Source organism: Exiguobacterium alkaliphilum 12/1, from assembly GCF_000714435.1.
Taxonomy (GTDB): domain Bacteria; phylum Bacillota; class Bacilli; order Exiguobacteriales; family Exiguobacteriaceae; genus Exiguobacterium; species Exiguobacterium alkaliphilum.
The window spans coordinates 19,531-37,056 of the sequence record NZ_JJMW01000048.1; the positions used below are offsets into that span (position 1 = coordinate 19,531).

At 60.2% G+C, this 17,526-nt stretch carries 17 protein-coding genes; all 17 read right to left on the reverse strand.

The window, feature by feature from the left end:
* Positions 1–5: 5 nt before the first annotated feature.
* The 17 genes from rfbB to RT52_RS11110 all read right to left on the reverse strand — a co-directional run bounded on the left by rfbB (position 6) and on the right by RT52_RS11110 (position 17,430).
* Positions 6–1,055: a dTDP-glucose 4,6-dehydratase gene (gene rfbB, locus RT52_RS11030; RefSeq protein WP_034817333.1), complete on the reverse strand. Its 1,050-nt coding sequence runs from the start codon at positions 1,053–1,055 to the stop codon at positions 6–8.
* Entirely contained in the window at positions 958–1,932 is a 975-nt protein-coding gene (gene rfbA, locus RT52_RS11035) for a glucose-1-phosphate thymidylyltransferase RfbA (protein WP_034817335.1), read from the reverse strand. Before rfbA ends, rfbB begins: the two co-directional genes overlap by 98 nt.
* Complete coding sequence (locus RT52_RS11040) at positions 1,929–3,050, reverse strand: DegT/DnrJ/EryC1/StrS family aminotransferase (RefSeq protein WP_034817336.1); 1,122 nt, start codon at positions 3,048–3,050, stop codon at positions 1,929–1,931. The genes rfbA and RT52_RS11040 overlap by 4 nt, the downstream gene beginning before the upstream one ends.
* A 17-nt stretch (positions 3,051–3,067) precedes the next feature.
* The gene (locus RT52_RS11045) at positions 3,068–3,766 is read right to left on the reverse strand and encodes a WbqC family protein (RefSeq protein ID WP_034817338.1); all 699 of its coding nucleotides are present in this window, start codon (positions 3,764–3,766) and stop codon (positions 3,068–3,070) included.
* A gap of 12 nt (positions 3,767–3,778) precedes the next feature.
* Positions 3,779–4,759: a glycosyltransferase family 2 protein gene (locus RT52_RS11050; protein ID WP_034817339.1), complete on the reverse strand. Its 981-nt coding sequence runs from the start codon at positions 4,757–4,759 to the stop codon at positions 3,779–3,781.
* A complete protein-coding gene (locus RT52_RS11055) occupies positions 4,756–5,883 on the reverse strand; it encodes a polysaccharide biosynthesis C-terminal domain-containing protein (RefSeq protein ID WP_051690348.1) in 1,128 nt (375 codons plus the stop codon). Before RT52_RS11055 ends, RT52_RS11050 begins: the two co-directional genes overlap by 4 nt.
* Positions 5,847–7,052 carry an ATP-grasp domain-containing protein gene (locus tag RT52_RS16820; RefSeq protein ID WP_245175527.1) on the reverse strand — a complete coding sequence of 402 codons (1,206 nt, stop codon included), beginning with the start codon at positions 7,050–7,052 and terminating at the stop codon, positions 5,847–5,849. The genes RT52_RS11055 and RT52_RS16820 overlap by 37 nt, the downstream gene beginning before the upstream one ends.
* Complete coding sequence (locus tag RT52_RS11065) at positions 6,943–8,262, reverse strand: glycosyltransferase family 4 protein (RefSeq protein WP_245175523.1); 1,320 nt, start codon at positions 8,260–8,262, stop codon at positions 6,943–6,945. The genes RT52_RS16820 and RT52_RS11065 overlap by 110 nt, the downstream gene beginning before the upstream one ends.
* The gene (locus RT52_RS11070; RefSeq protein WP_034817343.1) at positions 8,259–9,302 is read right to left on the reverse strand and encodes a polysaccharide biosynthesis protein; all 1,044 of its coding nucleotides are present in this window, start codon (positions 9,300–9,302) and stop codon (positions 8,259–8,261) included. Before RT52_RS11070 ends, RT52_RS11065 begins: the two co-directional genes overlap by 4 nt.
* 106 nt (positions 9,303–9,408) lie before the next feature.
* A complete protein-coding gene (locus tag RT52_RS11075) occupies positions 9,409–10,050 on the reverse strand; it encodes a sugar transferase (RefSeq protein WP_034817345.1) in 642 nt (213 codons plus the stop codon).
* A 3-nt stretch (positions 10,051–10,053) separates the two neighbouring features.
* Positions 10,054–11,205: a non-hydrolyzing UDP-N-acetylglucosamine 2-epimerase gene (gene wecB / locus RT52_RS11080; RefSeq protein WP_034817347.1), complete on the reverse strand. Its 1,152-nt coding sequence runs from the start codon at positions 11,203–11,205 to the stop codon at positions 10,054–10,056.
* 11 nt (positions 11,206–11,216) lie between these two features.
* Positions 11,217–12,779 carry an oligosaccharide flippase family protein gene (locus RT52_RS11085; RefSeq protein WP_034817349.1) on the reverse strand — a complete coding sequence of 521 codons (1,563 nt, stop codon included), beginning with the start codon at positions 12,777–12,779 and terminating at the stop codon, positions 11,217–11,219.
* Between the two features lie 18 nt (positions 12,780–12,797).
* A complete protein-coding gene (locus tag RT52_RS11090) occupies positions 12,798–13,847 on the reverse strand; it encodes an EpsG family protein (protein WP_034817352.1) in 1,050 nt (349 codons plus the stop codon).
* A 15-nt stretch (positions 13,848–13,862) separates the two neighbouring features.
* Positions 13,863–14,789, reverse strand: a complete 927-nt coding sequence (locus tag RT52_RS11095; RefSeq protein ID WP_034817355.1) for a glycosyltransferase family 2 protein — start codon at positions 14,787–14,789, stop codon at positions 13,863–13,865.
* Positions 14,786–16,003, reverse strand: coding sequence for a glycosyltransferase (locus RT52_RS11100; protein ID WP_034817358.1), 1,218 nt, complete (start codon positions 16,001–16,003; stop codon positions 14,786–14,788). Before RT52_RS11100 ends, RT52_RS11095 begins: the two co-directional genes overlap by 4 nt.
* Before the next feature lie 10 nt (positions 16,004–16,013).
* Positions 16,014–16,712 carry a CpsD/CapB family tyrosine-protein kinase gene (locus RT52_RS11105; RefSeq protein WP_034817361.1) on the reverse strand — a complete coding sequence of 233 codons (699 nt, stop codon included), beginning with the start codon at positions 16,710–16,712 and terminating at the stop codon, positions 16,014–16,016.
* Complete coding sequence (locus tag RT52_RS11110) at positions 16,678–17,430, reverse strand: YveK family protein (protein WP_051690349.1); 753 nt, start codon at positions 17,428–17,430, stop codon at positions 16,678–16,680. Before RT52_RS11110 ends, RT52_RS11105 begins: the two co-directional genes overlap by 35 nt.
* Between the last annotated feature and the right edge of the window lie 96 nt (positions 17,431–17,526).

The window sequence follows — 17,526 nt, forward strand, 5'->3', positions numbered from 1 at the left end:
GTCGGTCACCCTTTCGCGTACATCGTCTCATAGTACGATGCGTATTCGCCCGAGACGATCCGGTCGACCCAGTCGGGATGGGTGACGTACCAGTCGATCGTCTCATGCAAGCCTTGCTCGAACGTGTAACGCGGACGCCAGCCGAGCTCGGTCGTGATTTTCGTGTTGTCGATCGCGTAGCGGCGGTCGTGCCCCGGCCGGTCAGCGACGAACGTGATTTGCGAATCGTCACGCCCGAGCTGTGCCAAGATGAGCCGGACGATCGTCAAATTCGTCATCTCGTTGTTGCCGCCGATGTTATACACCTCGCCGTCCCGCCCCTTCTCGGCGACCGTCCAGATGGCGTGGCAATGGTCGCGCACGTGGAGCCAGTCGCGAATCTGTTGCCCGTCCCCGTATACCGGGAGCGACTCGCCGCGCTCGGCGCGATGAATCATGAGCGGGATGAGCTTCTCCGGGAACTGATACGGGCCGTAGTTGTTGCTACAGCGCGTGATGTTGACCGGCAGGCCGTACGTCTCGTGATAGGCGCGCACGATCAAGTCCGAGCTCGCCTTCGACGCCGAGTATGGGCTGTTCGGGGCGAGCGGCGTCGCCTCGGTGAAATAGCCTTCCGCCCCGAGCGTGCCGTACACCTCATCCGTCGAGACGTGGATGAACTTCACCCCTTCCGAATAGTCGCGGGAATGCTTGTCGTCCGGGGCGAGGTTCCAGTACCGTTTCGCCGCCTCGAGCAACACTTGCGTCCCGAGCACGTTCGTCGTCAAGAACACGTCCGGCTCGAGGATGCTCCGGTCGACGTGCGACTCGGCCGCGAAGTGGACGACCCGGGTGACGTCATAGTCGCGGAACACCGCCTCGACCGTCGCCTTGTCCCGAATGTCACCTTTGACGAAGACGTAGCGGGGGTCGTCAATCCCGTGGAGCGTCTCGAGGTTCCCGGCGTACGTGAGGGCGTCAAGGTTGATGATGCGCCACGACGCGTCGGCCAGAAGCATCTTTATGAAGTTTGATCCGATGAACCCGGCTCCGCCAGTTACGAGTAAAGTCTTCATGTTCTTCACGCTCCTCTTCTAAAAGGGATAGGATGTACTGTCCATAGTCGGTCATCTTCAACGTCTGTCCGATATCGCGCAACTGGCCCGATGTGATGAAGCCGCGGCGCCAGGCGATCTCCTCGAGGCAGGCGATGTAGTAGCCTTGCCGCTCCTGTACCGTCTGGACGAACACGGACGCCTTGATCATCCCTTCCGGCGTCCCCGTATCGAGCCACGCCATGCCGCGTCCGAACAAGACGACGTTCAAGTCGCCCGCCTCGAGATACATCTGATTGATCGATGTGATTTCGAGCTCGCCGCGCGGCGACGGCTCGACCCGTTTCGCATATTCGACGACGCGGTTGTCGTAGAAGTAGAGGCCCGGGACGGCGTAGTTCGACTTCGGCTGGGCCGGCTTCTCCTCGATTGACAAGACGCGGCGGTTCGCGTCGAACTCGACGACACCGAACGCGCGGGGGTCTTTCACCGGGTAGCCGAACACGGTCGCCCCTTGCGTGCGCCCTTTCGCGTCCCTGAGGAAGCTCGTCAAGTCGGGCCCGTAAAAGACGTTATCGCCGAGGATGAGACAGACCGAGTCGTCGCCGATGAAGTCCTCCCCGAGCAGGAAGGCGTCGGCGAGCCCGACCGGCTTCTCTTGTACCTTGTACGTGATCGACACGCCGAGCTGGTGGCCGTCGCCGAACAAACGCTCATAGCCGGCGATGTCTTTCGGGGTCGAGATGAGCAGGATGTCTTGGATGCCGGCGAGCATCAACACCGACATCGGGTAGTAGATGAGCGGCTTGTCGTAAATCGGGAGCAGCTGTTTCGATACGGCTTTCGTCATCGGGTAGAGCCGGGTGCCGTTGCCGCCGGCCAAAATGATGCCTTTCATAATCGATTCCCTCCTTCGATGATCACGTCACAAATCCGGTCGACCATCTCGAGCGTCAAGTCCGGATAGAGCGGCAGCGTCAAGACGCGGTCCGACACGTACTTCGCGTTCGGGACGTGCGCCGTGAACGCGTAACAGGCAAAGTCGGTGACGAGCGGATAGAAGTATTTCCGGGCGAAGATGCCGTTGTCGGCGAGCCAAGCCATCATCTCGTCCCGGCGGCGCCGGTCGCCTTTGAACAGCACCGGGTAATACGCGTAGTTCGATTCCGTCTCGTCAACACGCCGGTTCAACCGGAGCGTCGGGACGTCCTTGAGCCGCTCGTCATAACGTTCGACGATGGCGCGGCGCTTGGCGATGTCGTCCTCGAGACGGGGAAGATTGCAGCGGCCCATCGCCGCCTGAAACTCGTTCATCTTGGCGTTCCCGCCGACCGCCTCGACCGACTCGGGACCGGTGATGCCGAAGTTGACGGCGAGGTCGATGTCCGCCTTGAGCGAATCGTCGCGATAGGCGAGCGCGCCGCCTTCAATCGTATGGAACACTTTCGTGGCGTGGAAACTGAACATGTTCATGTCCCCATATGTGGCGATGCCGCGGCCCTCATGGACGACGCCGAACGCATGGGCCGCGTCATAGAGCACTTTCAGCCCGTGTCGCTTGGCGATGCGGTCAATCGCCTCGACGTGGCAGACGTTGCCGTACACATGGACCGGGAGAATCGCGGTCGTCTTGTCGGTGATGAGCGCCTCGAGCTTCGTGACGTCAATCGTATAGTCAATCGGGTTGATGTCACAGAACACCGGCGTGATGCCTTTTCGGACGAGCGCGTGCGTCGTCGAGGCGAACGTGAACGGGGTCGTGATGACCTCGCCTGAGAGGCCGAGCACGTCAATCGCCGTCTCGAGCGCCAAGTGCCCGTTCGTGAGCAACGAGACGTGCGGGACGTCGAGGACGTCCGTCAGCTCCGACTCAAGCGCTCGCACGTGCTCGCCGTTGTTGCTGAGCCAGCGCGACTCCCAGAGCGGCCGAATCATGTCGACGTACGCCTCGAACTCGGGCATCGACGGCCGCGTCACTTGAATCGGTGGGGCCAGGTCATGTTTAGGTAGATTCATCTCATTTCCCTCCTTTGTCAGACGAGCGTATAAGCGTCGAGCAACTGACGGACGTCCTGTTTCGCGTTGTACATGAGAACGTCGATGATTGATAAGTTCGGGACGAACGGATGGCCTGCTTGTCGGTACGTCACGGGCTGCATCTCGATAAAGTCGAACTGGACACCTTCCGAAGCGAAGCGTTCCTTGTTGTAGAGGCCACGCCCACCAATCGCGTTGATGTAATGGTTGGCTCCGAGGTGATGGCACAGGTCGAGGACGAGGTCGCCGCATCGTTTCGACTTGTCGTTTTCGAGCGACGAGGCGTAAAGGAGTGGCGTGTCGAGCCCGAGGAAGTTGCGCATCTCGGTCAGCTGTTTGCCGAGGTAGACGGCGACGTTTCGTTCGTCGTCGCGGATGAGGCGGCTCACGAGCGGCATGACGTCGGCGTACGACGGGGCTTTCTTGTACGCATGTTCGAGCAGCCGGAGCTGATAACGCTCATTTTGCACGTCGATCCGTCGCTCGTGCGCCCGAATCGTGCGGTGTTGCGACATGTGATCAATCGTCATATGAATCGGCTTCGCCTTCCCGTCGAGGAGAATCTGATTCTTGTGAATCCAGCCGTGCTTGATGAACTGGACGTCGTCGAGGATGACGAACGCGTCGACGGCCGCCATGAGCTGAAAGTAGCCGAGGTATGGAAAGTAGTACGGTTGCATGATGGCCAATCTCATCCGTCTCACCCCTTACGCGAATTGACGTTCCCGGAGGCGGATGAGCCATTCGGTCACGAGCGGTTGCTTGACCATGAGATAGGGACGGATGCGGTCCTTCCCGACGAAGCGGTCGAGGTAGCGGTCATAGCGTGGCGACTTCAACGCGGCATGGTCGCGTCTCAGGCGGTGCAGCCCGACCTCGAACGAGATGCGCGACAGCTCGAGCTCCTCGTGGAATTTCCCTTCCGTATAGGTGTCGAACGTGTCGAGGAAACGGATGAACGCCTCGTGGCGCTTGATGTCACGCTCGCGGTTCCCTTCGTTCCAAATCGTCGTCGCCGATCCGGCGACCCCGTAGCGATAGACGCTCATCGCTTCCGGCATATAGTAGGCGTATCCTTTGCTCGCCACGTACAGCTTCATCGAGCCGTCACTCGCCGGCGTGTCTTTCAACCAGTCCGGTGCGTTCGCGATTAAGCCGTTCGGATACAGCATCGACATCGTCGGGATGAAGCCGAGCAGCTGCAACTCGCCGGCCGTATAAGTCCGCGCCTTTGTCGAGGCGAGCAACTTATTCTCAGGGAGCCACGGGATGACGCGCCAGTCGGCGTGCACGTGGCCGTCCATCTCGACGTACGCGTCGTGGAAGCAGAGCGTGCAGTCCGGGTGCGCCTCCATGTAGTCGACTTGTTTTTGCAGCTTGTGCGGGTCGGTCCAATAGTCGTCCCCGTCACAGAGGGCGACGTATTTGCCGCGGGCACGCTCCTCGTTCAACCGGTTGATGAACACGCCTTTCGAATATTGGTTCTCCGTCTGATAGATGACGCGGATTTTGTCCGGATGCTTCGCCTCGTACGACCGGACGATGTCGGCCGTCCGGTCCGTCGACGCGTCCTCGTGGATGAGAATCTCGAAGTCGAAGTTCGTCCGTTGCGCGAGGAAGCTCTCGATCGTCTTACCGATATACGCCTCGTGGTTGTACGTGATGCAGTTGATGCTCACCATCATCATCGTGTTTCCCCTCCTTCCATTACCTCTCGCATGTCTACCGTCTCTGCGTACGTGTCGGGATGAACCGGGTCGAACGGTTCGTTCACCCACATGACCGTGACGAGGTCGGTCGTCCCGACGTTCTCGATGTTGTGGACGTAACCGGCCGGGATGGCGACGACCTCGAGCGTCTCCCCGCTCACATGAAACGTCATGACCTCGCCCCCGCCGACCGGGCGGAGCCGGATGACACCCTCGCCGCTGACGACGAGGAACTGTTCATGTTTCGTGTCGTGCCAATGCTCGCCTTTCGTGATGCCGGGACGGGCGACGTTGATTGATACTTGGCCCCGGTCCGGCGTCTTCAAGAACTCGGTGAACGAGCCGCGGGCGTCGCGGTGCATGACGAGCGGTGTCAAGATGCGTTCACGCGGCAAGTAGCTCGTGTACGTGCTATACAGCTGTTTCGTGAACGGGTCCGATAAGTCCGGCACCCCGCGCGACGTGCGCATCGCCTCGAACGCCTCGAGCGTCCGGACGACGTCCAATAGCCCGATCGTGTGGGTCGGGACGCTTGGATAGAGCCCGACGTCGGTCGAGAGCGCGTCGAGGAACGACGCGACGACGTCATCGACGTGGGCGAGCGTGAGGACGCGCTCCGGGTCGTGGACGGTGACCGTCTCGCCCCGTGCGATTTGATGACAGAACGTGGCGACGGCGCTGTTATAAAATGGACGACCCCACTTCCCGAACAGGTTCGGCAACCGGTACAAGTGGACGCGGGACTCGGCCCGCTCCCCGTAGACGGCGAGCACGTCTTCAGCGGCCCGTTTGCTCATACCGTACGGATTCGCCTCGACGGCCTGAGTTGAGGAGGCGAAGACGACCGGCACCGGGTTGTATGACAACAGCTCGGTCGCGATCAGCTCCGTTAAGTCGACGTTTCCTACCGTGAACTCGGCCGGGTCGTCGGGCCGGTTCACACCGGCGAGATGGAAGACGAAATCGGCCCGGCGAAGCCGAACACTCCGTTCGGCAGGGCTCGTCTCTCTCGTGACGGATAAAACGGCATGCCCTGCCGTCTCGAGCGCGTGCGTCACATGTCTCCCTAGAAAGCCTGTGGCGCCGGTGACGACGATATCCATAGTTTCTCCTCCTTTTTTCGGATCGGCTGGACGTGCACGTTCACCCAACTGTCCGGCGCGTCGAGCAGGCGCAGCATCGTCTCCGTGTCCGTGAAGCGGAGGACGAGACTGCCGAGCGACTTGTTCGCCCCTTCGAACCGCGGCACGTGCGTCCCGACCACGTAACATAAGTTCGACTTGATGATTTCATAGTCGTCCGGTGTGAAACTGAGCCCGACGAAACGTCCGGCGATTTGGCTGCCGAGGATGAAGTACGACGACGGCACTGTCACCGGCTTCATCTCGAGCGTGACCGGACGGCCGAGCGCGAGGTCGATCGTCGCGCTGACCATGTCGACGCCTGTCGCCTGTTCAATCACTTGCGGGATGTAGTTGCCGCCGTTGCGCGGCCCGATGTCCATCAAGTAGATGTCGTCCCCACTGACGAAAATATCGAAATTGAGCGGTCCGTTCTTCAGCCCGACGAGCGTAATCATACGCTGGAGCGTCGCATGGACGTCCGTCAAGACGTCCGGCGGCTGGACGCTCGGGAAGCTGGCGGCGACGGGCGCAAACGGGTTGACGCCGCGCGTATTGAAGTGGCTGTTGCCGAAGCAGCGGAAGACGAGCTCCCCGTCGAGGACGAACCCGTCCCCGGCGACTTGATAGCCGTCCCGTTTGACGAACTGCTCGACGACGATTTCACCGCCCGGGGAGACGGCGAAGGCGGCCGCGAGTTTCTCACGGATTTTCCTGGGCGGATCGCTCGCGAGCAACTTGCTGATGCCCTTGCTCCCGGACGAGTCCGCTGGTTTGACGACGTGATTGCCCCGCATCGTCGCCAGCGCCGAGACGGCCGTCTCGAGCTCCGTGAACGCGTACGCCTCGGGCGTCGGGAAACCGTTCGCCTTCAAAAAGGCCCGGAACTTCGCTTTGTTCGTCAACGTCTCGACCGTCTGGAACGGATTCGTGATGAGGCCGAGCGCCTCACCGACGTAGGCGGCTGTTCGGGCCGCGGGGTCCGACGCGTAGGCGAGGATGCCGTCAATTTTTTCCTCGCGCGCCACCTCAAGGACGGCGTCACGGTCGAGCGAGCTCACACAGTAGTACCGATCGGCGACGTGACGACCCGGATTGTCGGGTAGGTAGTCGCAAAGAATCGTGAAAATCCCTTTCTCCTTCGCCTTCAAGATGACGGGTACTTGATGCATCGCTCCTCCGAGCAGCATGAGCTTGACCATGATCGTGTTCTCCTTTTGTGTCAGATGGTAGAATCGTTTGAATCAAAGCACGGTACGTCGTCGCCGTCACGCGGTTTTGGCGGTGGGCGACGTGTTGCTTGGACATAGCCCCGTGAATCCAGAGGAGTTGCGGGTCGTCTAAGTATCGTTTCAGAGCCGATGCGAGCGACGCGGCGGTCGGTTCGCACTTAAAGCAGTTCTCGCCTTCGTGCAGATGTCTCGTCACGTTGTCGACGTGATGGCTGACGATGACGCCCATGCCGGAGGCGCACGCCTCGACGATCGTCAAGTTTCCGTTTGAATACGTCGCCGGCAAGACGAGGATGTCGGACGATTGATAGACGAGATGCAACGCGTCCCAAGACTCGATTTGGTCGAGGAACGTCACGTCCTCGAGTCCGTGCGTCGCGATGAACGTGCGACACGCCTCGTACAAATGACCGTCCCGGTTCAGGGCGAGCGACACGTGCGGGTAATCCACTTTCAACTGTCGATACGCCTCGAGGGCGACGAGCGGCTGATAGCGGTCGACCAACCGGTTCGCGAACAAGATGCGGATTGGGTCGCACGGTCGTTTCAAACGGAGTGGATGGTCGAAGTGCGCGTCAATGTCGATTGGGTACGGGGCGTTCACGACTTGGTCGGCCCGGAAGCCGAACTCGTCGACGAACTGGTCGCGGGCGACCTGCCCCATCGCAAACAACAAATCGGTATCTTGAAACAACGTGTGGAACAGCTCCGTCTTCCTCGGCGCGCTCGCCCGGGTGAGCAGTTTGTCCGATCCCGCGTCCTCGTCGTCGACGTCGCGGATTGGTTCGCTCAAGACGATGACCTTGATGCCGAGCCACCGGGCGTAACGGAGCAGGAGCGCATGGAACGGGGTGAAGCCGCCGAGGAGCAAGACGTCCGGTTTGAAACGATGGATTTGCTTGAACACGTCGAGCGAGACGTAATTAAGCCGGCGCGTATAGACCGAACCGCCGAGCACTTTACAGCGTTCGCCGAGCGGGACGCGCCACCAGGCGGGCCGCCGGTCGGTCAGCTGCTCATAAAACCAAAACTCCGTCTCGAAATGCGTCTGAAGCGCGTCACAAAATTTGACTTGATACGGGGCGGCGATGTTTGAGAGAAAGACGAGACGCTGTCTCACGGCGTTCACCCGATCCGTTTCACGGAAGCAGGGACTTCCCAAGCGGCGAGCTCGGCTTGGATATAAGGGAGTGTCAACAAGAGCTGTTTCACTTCCTCGACGTCGAGCTGTTCAGTATTGTTCGAGTTGTACTCGCCTTGGACGGTCAGCTCTTTGCTGCCCTCGCTGAAATACTTGTCGTAGTTCAGGTCCCGGTTGTCGGCCGGGACGCGGAAGAAGCCACCCATGTCTTCGGCGACGACGTGCTCTTCGCGGGTCATGAGCGTCTCGAACGCCTTCTCCCCGTGCCGGGTGCCGATGACTTTGATCGGGTTGTCCGCGTGGAACAGCTCTTTGAGCGCCTGGGCGAGCACGCCGATTGTCGAGGCCGGTGATTTTTGGACCATGATGTCGCCGGCGTGGGCGTGGTTGAACGCGAACACGACGAGCTCGACCGCGTCACTGAGACTCATAAGGAAGCGGGTCATGAGCGGGTCGGTGACGGTGAGCGGCTCTCCGCTCTTGATCTGTTCGACGAAGAGCGGGATGACCGAACCGCGCGACGCCATGACGTTGCCGTAGCGCGTGCCGCAGATGAGCGTCTGCTCGGGACCGACGGCTCGGGCCTTGGCGACGAACACTTTCTCCATCATCGCCTTCGAGATGCCCATCGCGTTGATCGGGTACGCCGCCTTGTCGGTCGACAGGCAGATTACTTTCGCCACACCCGCCTCGACGGCCGCGTTCAACACGTTCTCGGTGCCGAGGATGTTCGTCTTCACCGCCTCGACGGGAAAGAACTCGCACGACGGCACTTGTTTGAGCGCCGCGGCGTGGAACACGTAGTCGACGCCGTACATGGCGTTCTTCACGCTGTTCGGGTCGCGGACGTCACCGATATAAAACTTGAGCTTGTCGTCGTTGTAGCGCTTGCGGATGTCTTCTTGTTTTTTCTCGTCACGCGAGAAGATGCGGATTTCTTTGATGTCGGTATGGAGGAAACGCTCCATGACGGCGTTGCCGAAAGAGCCGGTCCCGCCCGTGATGAGGAGTGTTTTGTTCGAGAACATGAGGAGTCTCCTTTCTAGGTGTGTGATCAAGGATGTCAGGAGTTGGTGTATGGAGTCTTTTACCCGTCAAATTTGAAATGAATTGGTAATAGGAGGGAAGCCGTTATCATTTTTTCGCAACATGTGTCATCTCTTTTTCTTTCAACGGGACGACCGGCGGTTCGACGCGTCCTTCGATAATCCCTTCCCGCAACAAGACGTTGCGGACGGTGAGGACGAGGCAGAGAAGGTCCATTCGGTGACTCATGTGCCGGACGTAATCCCCGTCGAGCTTCGCCTTCACGTCAATCGGTAGTTCGTCGCGCCCTTTCACTTGCGCCCAGCCGGTCAAACCCGGCAACACGTGCGCAGCGCCCGCGTGCCGTCTCGCCTCGATCAAGTCGTCCTGATTCCAAAGCGCCGGGCGCGGCCCGACGAGCGACATGTCGCCTTGCAGGATGTTAATCAACTGCGGCAACTCGTCAAGGCTCGTCTTCCGGAGAAAACCGCCGATCGGCGTGATGTGTTTTGTCGATTCGTTGAACAGGTGCGTCGGCACGTCGTTTGGCGTGTCGTCGCGCATCGTCCGGAACTTGTAAATCCAAAACAGCGTCTCGTCCCGCCCGACCCGTTGCTGTTTGAAGAAAACCGGTCCGCGCGAGTCGAGCTTGATGAGGACGGCGAGCATCAAAAACAAAGGGGCGAGCACGACGAGGGCGGTCGCGCTCACGAGTACGTCAAAGCGGCGCTTCTGGTTCAAGTAGCGCATGGCTCACACCTCCTCGGTCATCGAACGGACCGGCTCTTGCTTCCACACTTCGCGCATGACGTAGTCGGTGTATGACAGCAAGATGCGGAGCACCTTGTCTGACACGTTCGGCATCGCGTAATCGGAGACGAGGCGCATCGGTGTCGCCGTCTCTTCGAGCACGCGGAGCGCCTGGAGCACCCGGTCGCGCTTCAACCCGACCATCATCGCCGCCCCTTCCTCCATCGCCTCCGGACGCTCGTGCGCTTGACGGATATTCAGCCCTTTCAGCCCGAGGATTGAACTCTCTTCGCTGATCGTGCCGCTGTCGCTCAGCACCGCCTTCGCATGGAGTTGCAGTTTGACGTAGTCGCTGAAGCCGAGCGGTTTGAGCGTCCGGATGTGCGGATGGAGCGGCACGCCCGTCTCCTTGAACCGTTTTGCCGTGCGCGGGTGCGTGCTGACGATGAGCGGGACGTCGTAGCGTGTCGCGACGGCGTTCAGCGTCTCGACGAGGTCGAAGAAGTTTTCGTCCGACGAGATGTTCTCGTCCCGGTGCGCCGAGACGACAAAGTAGCGGCCTTCATCTAAGTCGAGCCGGTCGAGCACGTCCGAGCGGTCAATCTTGTCACGGTGCCGCGTCAGCACCTCGTACATCGGGCTGCCCGTCTTGATGACGCGGTCGGCCGGGAGCCCTTCTTTCAACAAGTACTCGCGGGCGATGTCGCTATACGTCAAGTTGATGTCGGCGATATGGTCGACGATGCGGCGGTTCGTCTCTTCCGGCACGCGCTCGTCGAAGCAGCGGTTGCCCGCCTCCATGTGGAAAATTGGAATCTTGTGACGCTTCGCGGCGATGGCGGCGAGACAGCTGTTCGTGTCCCCGAGGAGGAGGACGGCGTCGGGCTTCTCGGTGGCGAGCACCGGGTCGACGGCGATCAAGATGTTGCCAATCGTCGCCATCGGACCGTCGGCCGAGGCGTCAAGGATATAGTCCGGCGTCCGTAGCCCGAAGTCCTCGAAGAAAATCTCGTTCAGCTCATAGTCGTAATTTTGCCCCGTGTGGACGAGGACGTGCTCAATCGCCTCGGACGTCTCGAGCTTATCCATCACGGCGGACAAACGGATAATCTCGGGCCGTGTCCCGACGATGGTCATCACTTTCAGTCGCTTCATGGTATTCCCTCCTAAGATGTGTGATGGGTGGACAGGATGCGAATCTTCACTTGGGCGAACACTTGCCGGATGAGCCCTTTCTCACTGTCGTCGAACGCGAGCAGCCACATGATGGCGGTATAAAGGAGAACGAAGCCAATCCCTTTGACGGCGAGCCCGAACAAGTTCGTCGCCGGGAACAGCTGTTGGATGCCCCAGCCGAGCGCGGTGTAGAGGACGAGCCCAGGCAGTAGCTTCAAGTGGCACGCCCGGAAGAAACCGAAGACGTCGAGCCGGAGCACACGATGGTAGATGACGTTCATATAGAGGACGAGTCCGACGGTGTTGCCGATACAGATGGCGACGGCCGCCCCGATCGGTCCATACATCGGGATGAGGAGCGGCGACAGCGTCATGCTAATCGTCGCGACGATCATCGAGGCGTACGCCCGATACTTCACTTTGTTCTCGGCGATGAGCGTCGTGTTGCCGATGTCTTGCGTCAGCGTCACGAGACTCGGGACGACGAGGAGGAGCGCGATATAGTAGGAGTCGTTGAACGCCTCCCCGACCCACAGGTGCATGAACTCACGGCCGAGGATGAAGAACGACGTGACGATGAGACCGACGATATAGAGCTGGATGCGGCCGATCCGGACGAACAAATCGGCGATGGCGCCGCGGTCGTCGCGCGAGATCATCCGGCTCACTTTCGGGAGGAACAAGAAGCCGAGCGCCGAGGCAATCGTCCAGACGTACCCTTCGATGACCATCCCGACCGAGAACAAGGCGATTGAGGCGCTGCCGGCGAGCATCCCGAGCAGGCTCGGGGTGATGTTCAGGACGAAGCGTTGGGCGACGAGCGTCACCGTGCTCCACGACGTGAAGCTGAAGATGTCTTTGTAGATGCCTGAATCCCGTTCGGTGAAGTTGGCCCGGACGCTCGTCTTCCGGCGGATGAAGACGTACTCGATCACGAGGACGAGCGTCCCGACGAGCGCGTTGACGAGGACGAGGGCGTACAGCCCGTAGCCGAGGAGGAGCGCCGTGACCATGAGGGCGACGGTCGCGACCTTTTCGCCGAGGTGGAGCGCGCTCGCAAACAGAAATTGCTCATGCGAGACGAGGATGCCCGAGAACGGCTTCGTCGGGAACGAGATGACGATGAACAGGCCAGCGACGAGATAGAGTACTTTGAGCGACTCGAGCTCGCCCGGCGTCAGGCCGGCATAAATCGAGTCGAGGAAGAAGTAGACGATCGCCAAGATGACGAACAAGAGGGCGGCGAGCCCGATGAACAGCTTGTAGGCGACGCCGAGGAACCGGGCCGCCTTGTCCTGCGCCCCTTCGGCGAGATACTTGCTCATAAAGCGTGACACGGCGGCGTCGAGCCCGAAGTCCATCGCGAACATGCTGATGAGCGAGATGGTGAGCATGTACAGTCCATAGCTCGCCTGACCGATTTCTTGAATCATCCACGGGGTGTAGATGAGCCCGGACAGGATACCGAAGAAGATTTGTGTGTACGACATGGCGGCCCCGTATTTGATTTTTCGCGTGCTTGCGGCCTCATCGGGCTCGACGCGTGTCGACATGTAGGTTCACCTCTCTTTCTATTGCCAGAAGAACGTGTACACCGGCGCGTCCTGTAGGAACAGGAGCAACAGGAGCGTCACGGCCGCGTAATAGACGACGACACGTTCGCGTCGTTCGAACGTCTTGATAATCTCCGGGATCATGAGGAGCAAGAACAGTGTGAAGTATTGGACGAGTCGCATCATCGACGGGTTGATGAACGTGAGGGGCAAGAAGCACGCGGCGAGGAACAAGGCGTTGAAGTAATGGATCGCCTGCGGGTTGTTCTGTAAAATCTCATCCCGGCGCCAAAGCGCGACGAGCAGCACCGTCATGAGCATGACGCTAAAGTTGATCGCCCCCGCCCCGTCGAGCGCCGAGTACGTGTCGTAACCCGACAGCGAGACGAGCAAATTGAAGAACGGACCACGGAAGGCGAACAAGGCAGCGATGACGCCGAGCATCCCGAGGATGTAGGGCTTCGTCAGCCGCTTGTCGGCGAGGAAATAAAACGGCAAGAAGATGAGCGCCGACTTATGGATCGTCAAGGCGACGAACAAGATGGCGAGGAAGGCGACGATCCGCTTCGCCCGGATGAAGTGATAGCCAATCAAGACGACGAGCGCCGTCGCCACCGTCTGCCTTAGCCCCGTGACGGCGAAGAACTCGTAGAACAGCACCGAGAACAACAGGAAGCTGATGAGCGGCTCGGTCGAGTACTTGTAGATGAAGTAGCCGAGCGGGATCATGAAGATGAGCGCGATTAAGACCAAGTACACTTGATAGTCGGTGATGACGAACTGGACGAGCCGTTGGAACAAGTAATAGCCCGGGTCCTCGCTCTCGGTGAAGACGATCTTGAAGAAGTCGTTCGTGAGCGCCGACACCGGCAACCCTTCCGTCCCGAGGAAGAGCGCCTTGTACTGCGCCGTGTCGTCCCCGACCGTGATATGTCGGAAGCCGGACAGCACGATCCATTGAATCGTCGCGAACGTGACGAACCAGCCGCGTTTGTAGGAGGCGTCGCTTCGCATGAGGAGCATCGCCCACATGACGAGGAGCGCGAGATTGACGAGATAGATGGTCATGGGTTCTCCCCTTTTCTACCGATAGATGAGGTTCGTGACGCCCCGGTACAGCGTCAACAGGTTCGACACGGCCCAGCCTTTCATCCGGTGCGTGCCATACTCGAGCGGGCTGAAGTAGTCGCGCACATTCCGAGTCGCTAAATATTCATCGCGCACGTCGGTCGCGTCTTCTTTGAACGTGTGGCGCAAAATAATCGGGACGAGCTCTCTCGAATCCCCTCTTCGTTCGACGCGCAAGAGGAGCGTCCGCAAGTAGCGGTTCGACTCGAGCTCGGCGCGATGCGCGATCTTTTTCGTCTGTTGCGCCCCGTGGAGGCGCGAGTAGACGAGCGGCTCGTCCGTCAAGTAGTAGTCGAAGCCGTCGAGCGCGAACTCGACCCAGCACATCCAGTCTTGGATGAACTTGTCCTCGAGCGAGAAGCGGTGCGCGCGGAACGCATCACGCGGGATGAGGAGCGCACAACCGTTCAGCGACGCCGTCAGCATCAAGTGCCGGAACATGTCGTTCGAGGCGTAAAACCCGTTGAACTTGCGTCGGTAGCGATGAATCGGGGCCCCTTGTTCGTCGATGAACGCCGTCCCCGTGACGAGGATCGTCCGTCTCGCGTCGAGCCGTTCCCGTTCGAGCGTCTCGATTTGGGACTCGATTTTACGCGGGGCGTACAAGTCGTCGTGGCTGAGCCAAGAGAAGAAGTCGCCTTCCATCTCATCGATGCCGCGGTTGAGCGCGCTCGAGACGCCGCCGTTCTCTTTCTCGATATAGCGGATCTTGTCGCCGTAGCGCCGCGCGACGTCGGCCGTCTTGCCGCCGTCGGTCGACCCGTCGTTGACGACGATGACCTCGACGTGTTCATACGTCTGGGCGAGCGCGCTGTCGATGCACGCCGCCAAATAGTTGCTCCCGTTATACACCGGGATGATGATGGAGACGAGTGGTCTCATAGCGCATTCCTCACTTTCTCGTAACGGAGCGTCTCATAGACGTCCAAGTAGTCGCGCGCCCGCTCGTGCAGGGCGAAGTTCGTCCGGGCGTGGGTGACGCATGCGTCACGGTAGGCCGCCTTGCCACGGGTGAGGAGGCGGTCAATCCCGTAGGCGAGGTCCTCGAGGCGTCGCGTCGAGACGATGACGCCGGTATCGTCGGTGACGAGTTCCGGGCTAGCCGTCGCGTCGATGACGAGAACCGGGGTACCGCACGCCATCGCCTCGACGGTGACGTTGCCGAACGACTCTTCTTCCGATAAGTTGAGGAACACATCGGCGAGCGCGTAGTAACGGGCGAGCTCGCGGGCGTCGTTCGTCTCCGGAATGTGGAGGACGTTATCTGGGAGTTGCATATCATCAAGCTGGCCGATCAAGAGGAACGTGTCATCGGGCCGGGATCTGGCCAAATCGAGGAAGGCCGTAAGCCCCTTCGCCTCGCCCCACGTGCTCGCCACGCCGAGGAGCACGGTCTTGTCGGTGAGTCCGAGACGTTCCCGGAGCGTTGCCGTCTCGGTCGGACGGAACACGTCGAGGTCGACCCAGTTATGGATGCGCCGGATGACGTTCGCCTGTCCGAGAAACGAGAAGCGCGCCTCGGTCGTGATCCAATCGGAGACGCCGACGACACCGAGACGCGGGATCGCCGTCAACCATCGTCGTTTGTCCGCGAGCATCTCGCTCGTCCGGTCGAACAGCCAGCTCGGGATGTCGGACTTTAACAGCGGACAGCCGCCGCAGCCGTGCTGCCACTTGTCGCATCCGACGGCCGCGTAGTGCGTGCACTTCCCGGTGAAGAACCAGCAGTCGTGGAGCGTCAACACGGTCGGGATGTCGCGGACGGCGAGGAAATCGAATAGCGTCTTCAGATGGAGATAGTTCGCGTGCAAGTTATGGAGATGGACGACGTCCGGGCCGTAGCGCTCGATCTCGCGCACCAAGTTCTCGGTCGCGAGGCGTGAGGCGTACCCTTGTCGCCCGGTGATACGGGCGTGGAGCGCGTGCAGTTTCACATCGACCGCATCCCCGATGACGTAGCTGCCTTCGGTGACCGGGCCCGTCGAATGGGCGACGCGCGTCTCGTGCCCGTATTCGCGATGGACGGCCGCGAGTTCCTTACAGATCCGTCCGGTGCTCTTCACGTCATTGATCGCGTTGATGTGGAGGATCTTCATCGCCGTCACCTCACTCGTACGCGTAATACGTACGGCGTCCGCTCGATGGCCGCTTGTTGAGGACGAGGCCGAGCATGTGCGTCCCGGTCCGCTCGAGCTGTTCTTTCGCCTTCAACACGAGCTGACGGTCCGAGTTCTCACAACCGATGACGAGGATCGTCCCGTCCGACACGTTCGCGAGCAACCGCGCGTCGGCCACTTGCATCATCGGCGGGGCGTCTAAGATGACGATGTCATAGTCGCGACGCACGTCTTCGAGTAGCTCCGTCATCCGTTCGGAGGCGACGAGCTCGGTCGGGTTCGGCGGGACGGGGCCGGCCGCGAGAATCGACAGCCGCGCGACGTCCGTCTTTTGGATGGCCCGGTCGAGCGGGATGCGGCCAACGAGGATCGTCGACAGGCCGGCGTGTGCCGACGTCTTGAACGTGAAGTGTGCCGTCGGTTTGCGGAGGTCGCAGTCAATCAACAGCACGCGCTTGCCGAGCTGGGCGTAGACGACGGCGAGGTTCGCCGCGGTCGTCGACTTGCCCTCGCCGTTTGAGGCCGAGGTGACGGTGATCATCTGCAGCTTCTGACCGATCGATGTGAACTCGAGGTTCGTCCGGATGGTCCGGTACTGCTCCGAGATCGGCGACTTCGGATTGACGAGCGTGATCAACTCACGCTGTGAATAATCAGGAAGATTGGCGTTCTTTTTTCGAAGGAACATGAGGAATGTCTCCTTTCACGTTAGGCAGTTTCGGCTTCTTCACTTTCATATCGCGACGCTCGATGACCGGCACCGAGCCGATGACCGGCAAGTCGAGGAGGCGTTCGGCTTCTTGCTCGGTCTGGATGCGTTTGTCGAACAAGTAGCGCATTAAACCGATGAACGCACCGAAGAACAAGCCGACAAAGATGCCGATTGCCGTGTTCATGAGCAAGTTCGGTGAGACCGGGTCCGTCGGCACTTCGGCCGGCGACAAGATGCGGACGTTATCGATGTTCATGAGGTCCGGAATCTCGGCGGCGAACACTTCGCTGATGACGTTCGCCGTCTCCGCTGCGCCCGCTGCGTCCGTATGGGTCACGACGACGTTGATGACTTGCGAGTCCTCCTCGCTCTCGACGGTGATGGCGTCGGCGATTGGGTCCGGCGCGTTCGGGACGCGCTCTCTCACTTCGCTCAAGATGGCCGGGCTCTTCATGATGACCCGGTACGTGTTGACGAGCGAGAGCGACGACAACACTTCCGAGCTGTCGACACGGTCGTCTTCTTGTTTCGTGACGAGGAGCACTTGGGTCGACGCCTCGTACGTCGGCTCGATGAAGTTCGCGCTCAAGTAATAGGCGGCGAATCCGCCGATGAGCATGAAGGGCACGAGCAGCCACTTGCTTTTCTTCAGCACCTCGACGAGATCGCCGACGATCGTCGTTTGATCGTTCATGGATTTTTCCTCCCTACAGACAGAATGGACGACAGAAATAAGGCACAAGTCTACCGTAGTACGTTCTTACCCCGTTCATCTTGACAATCCGAGAGA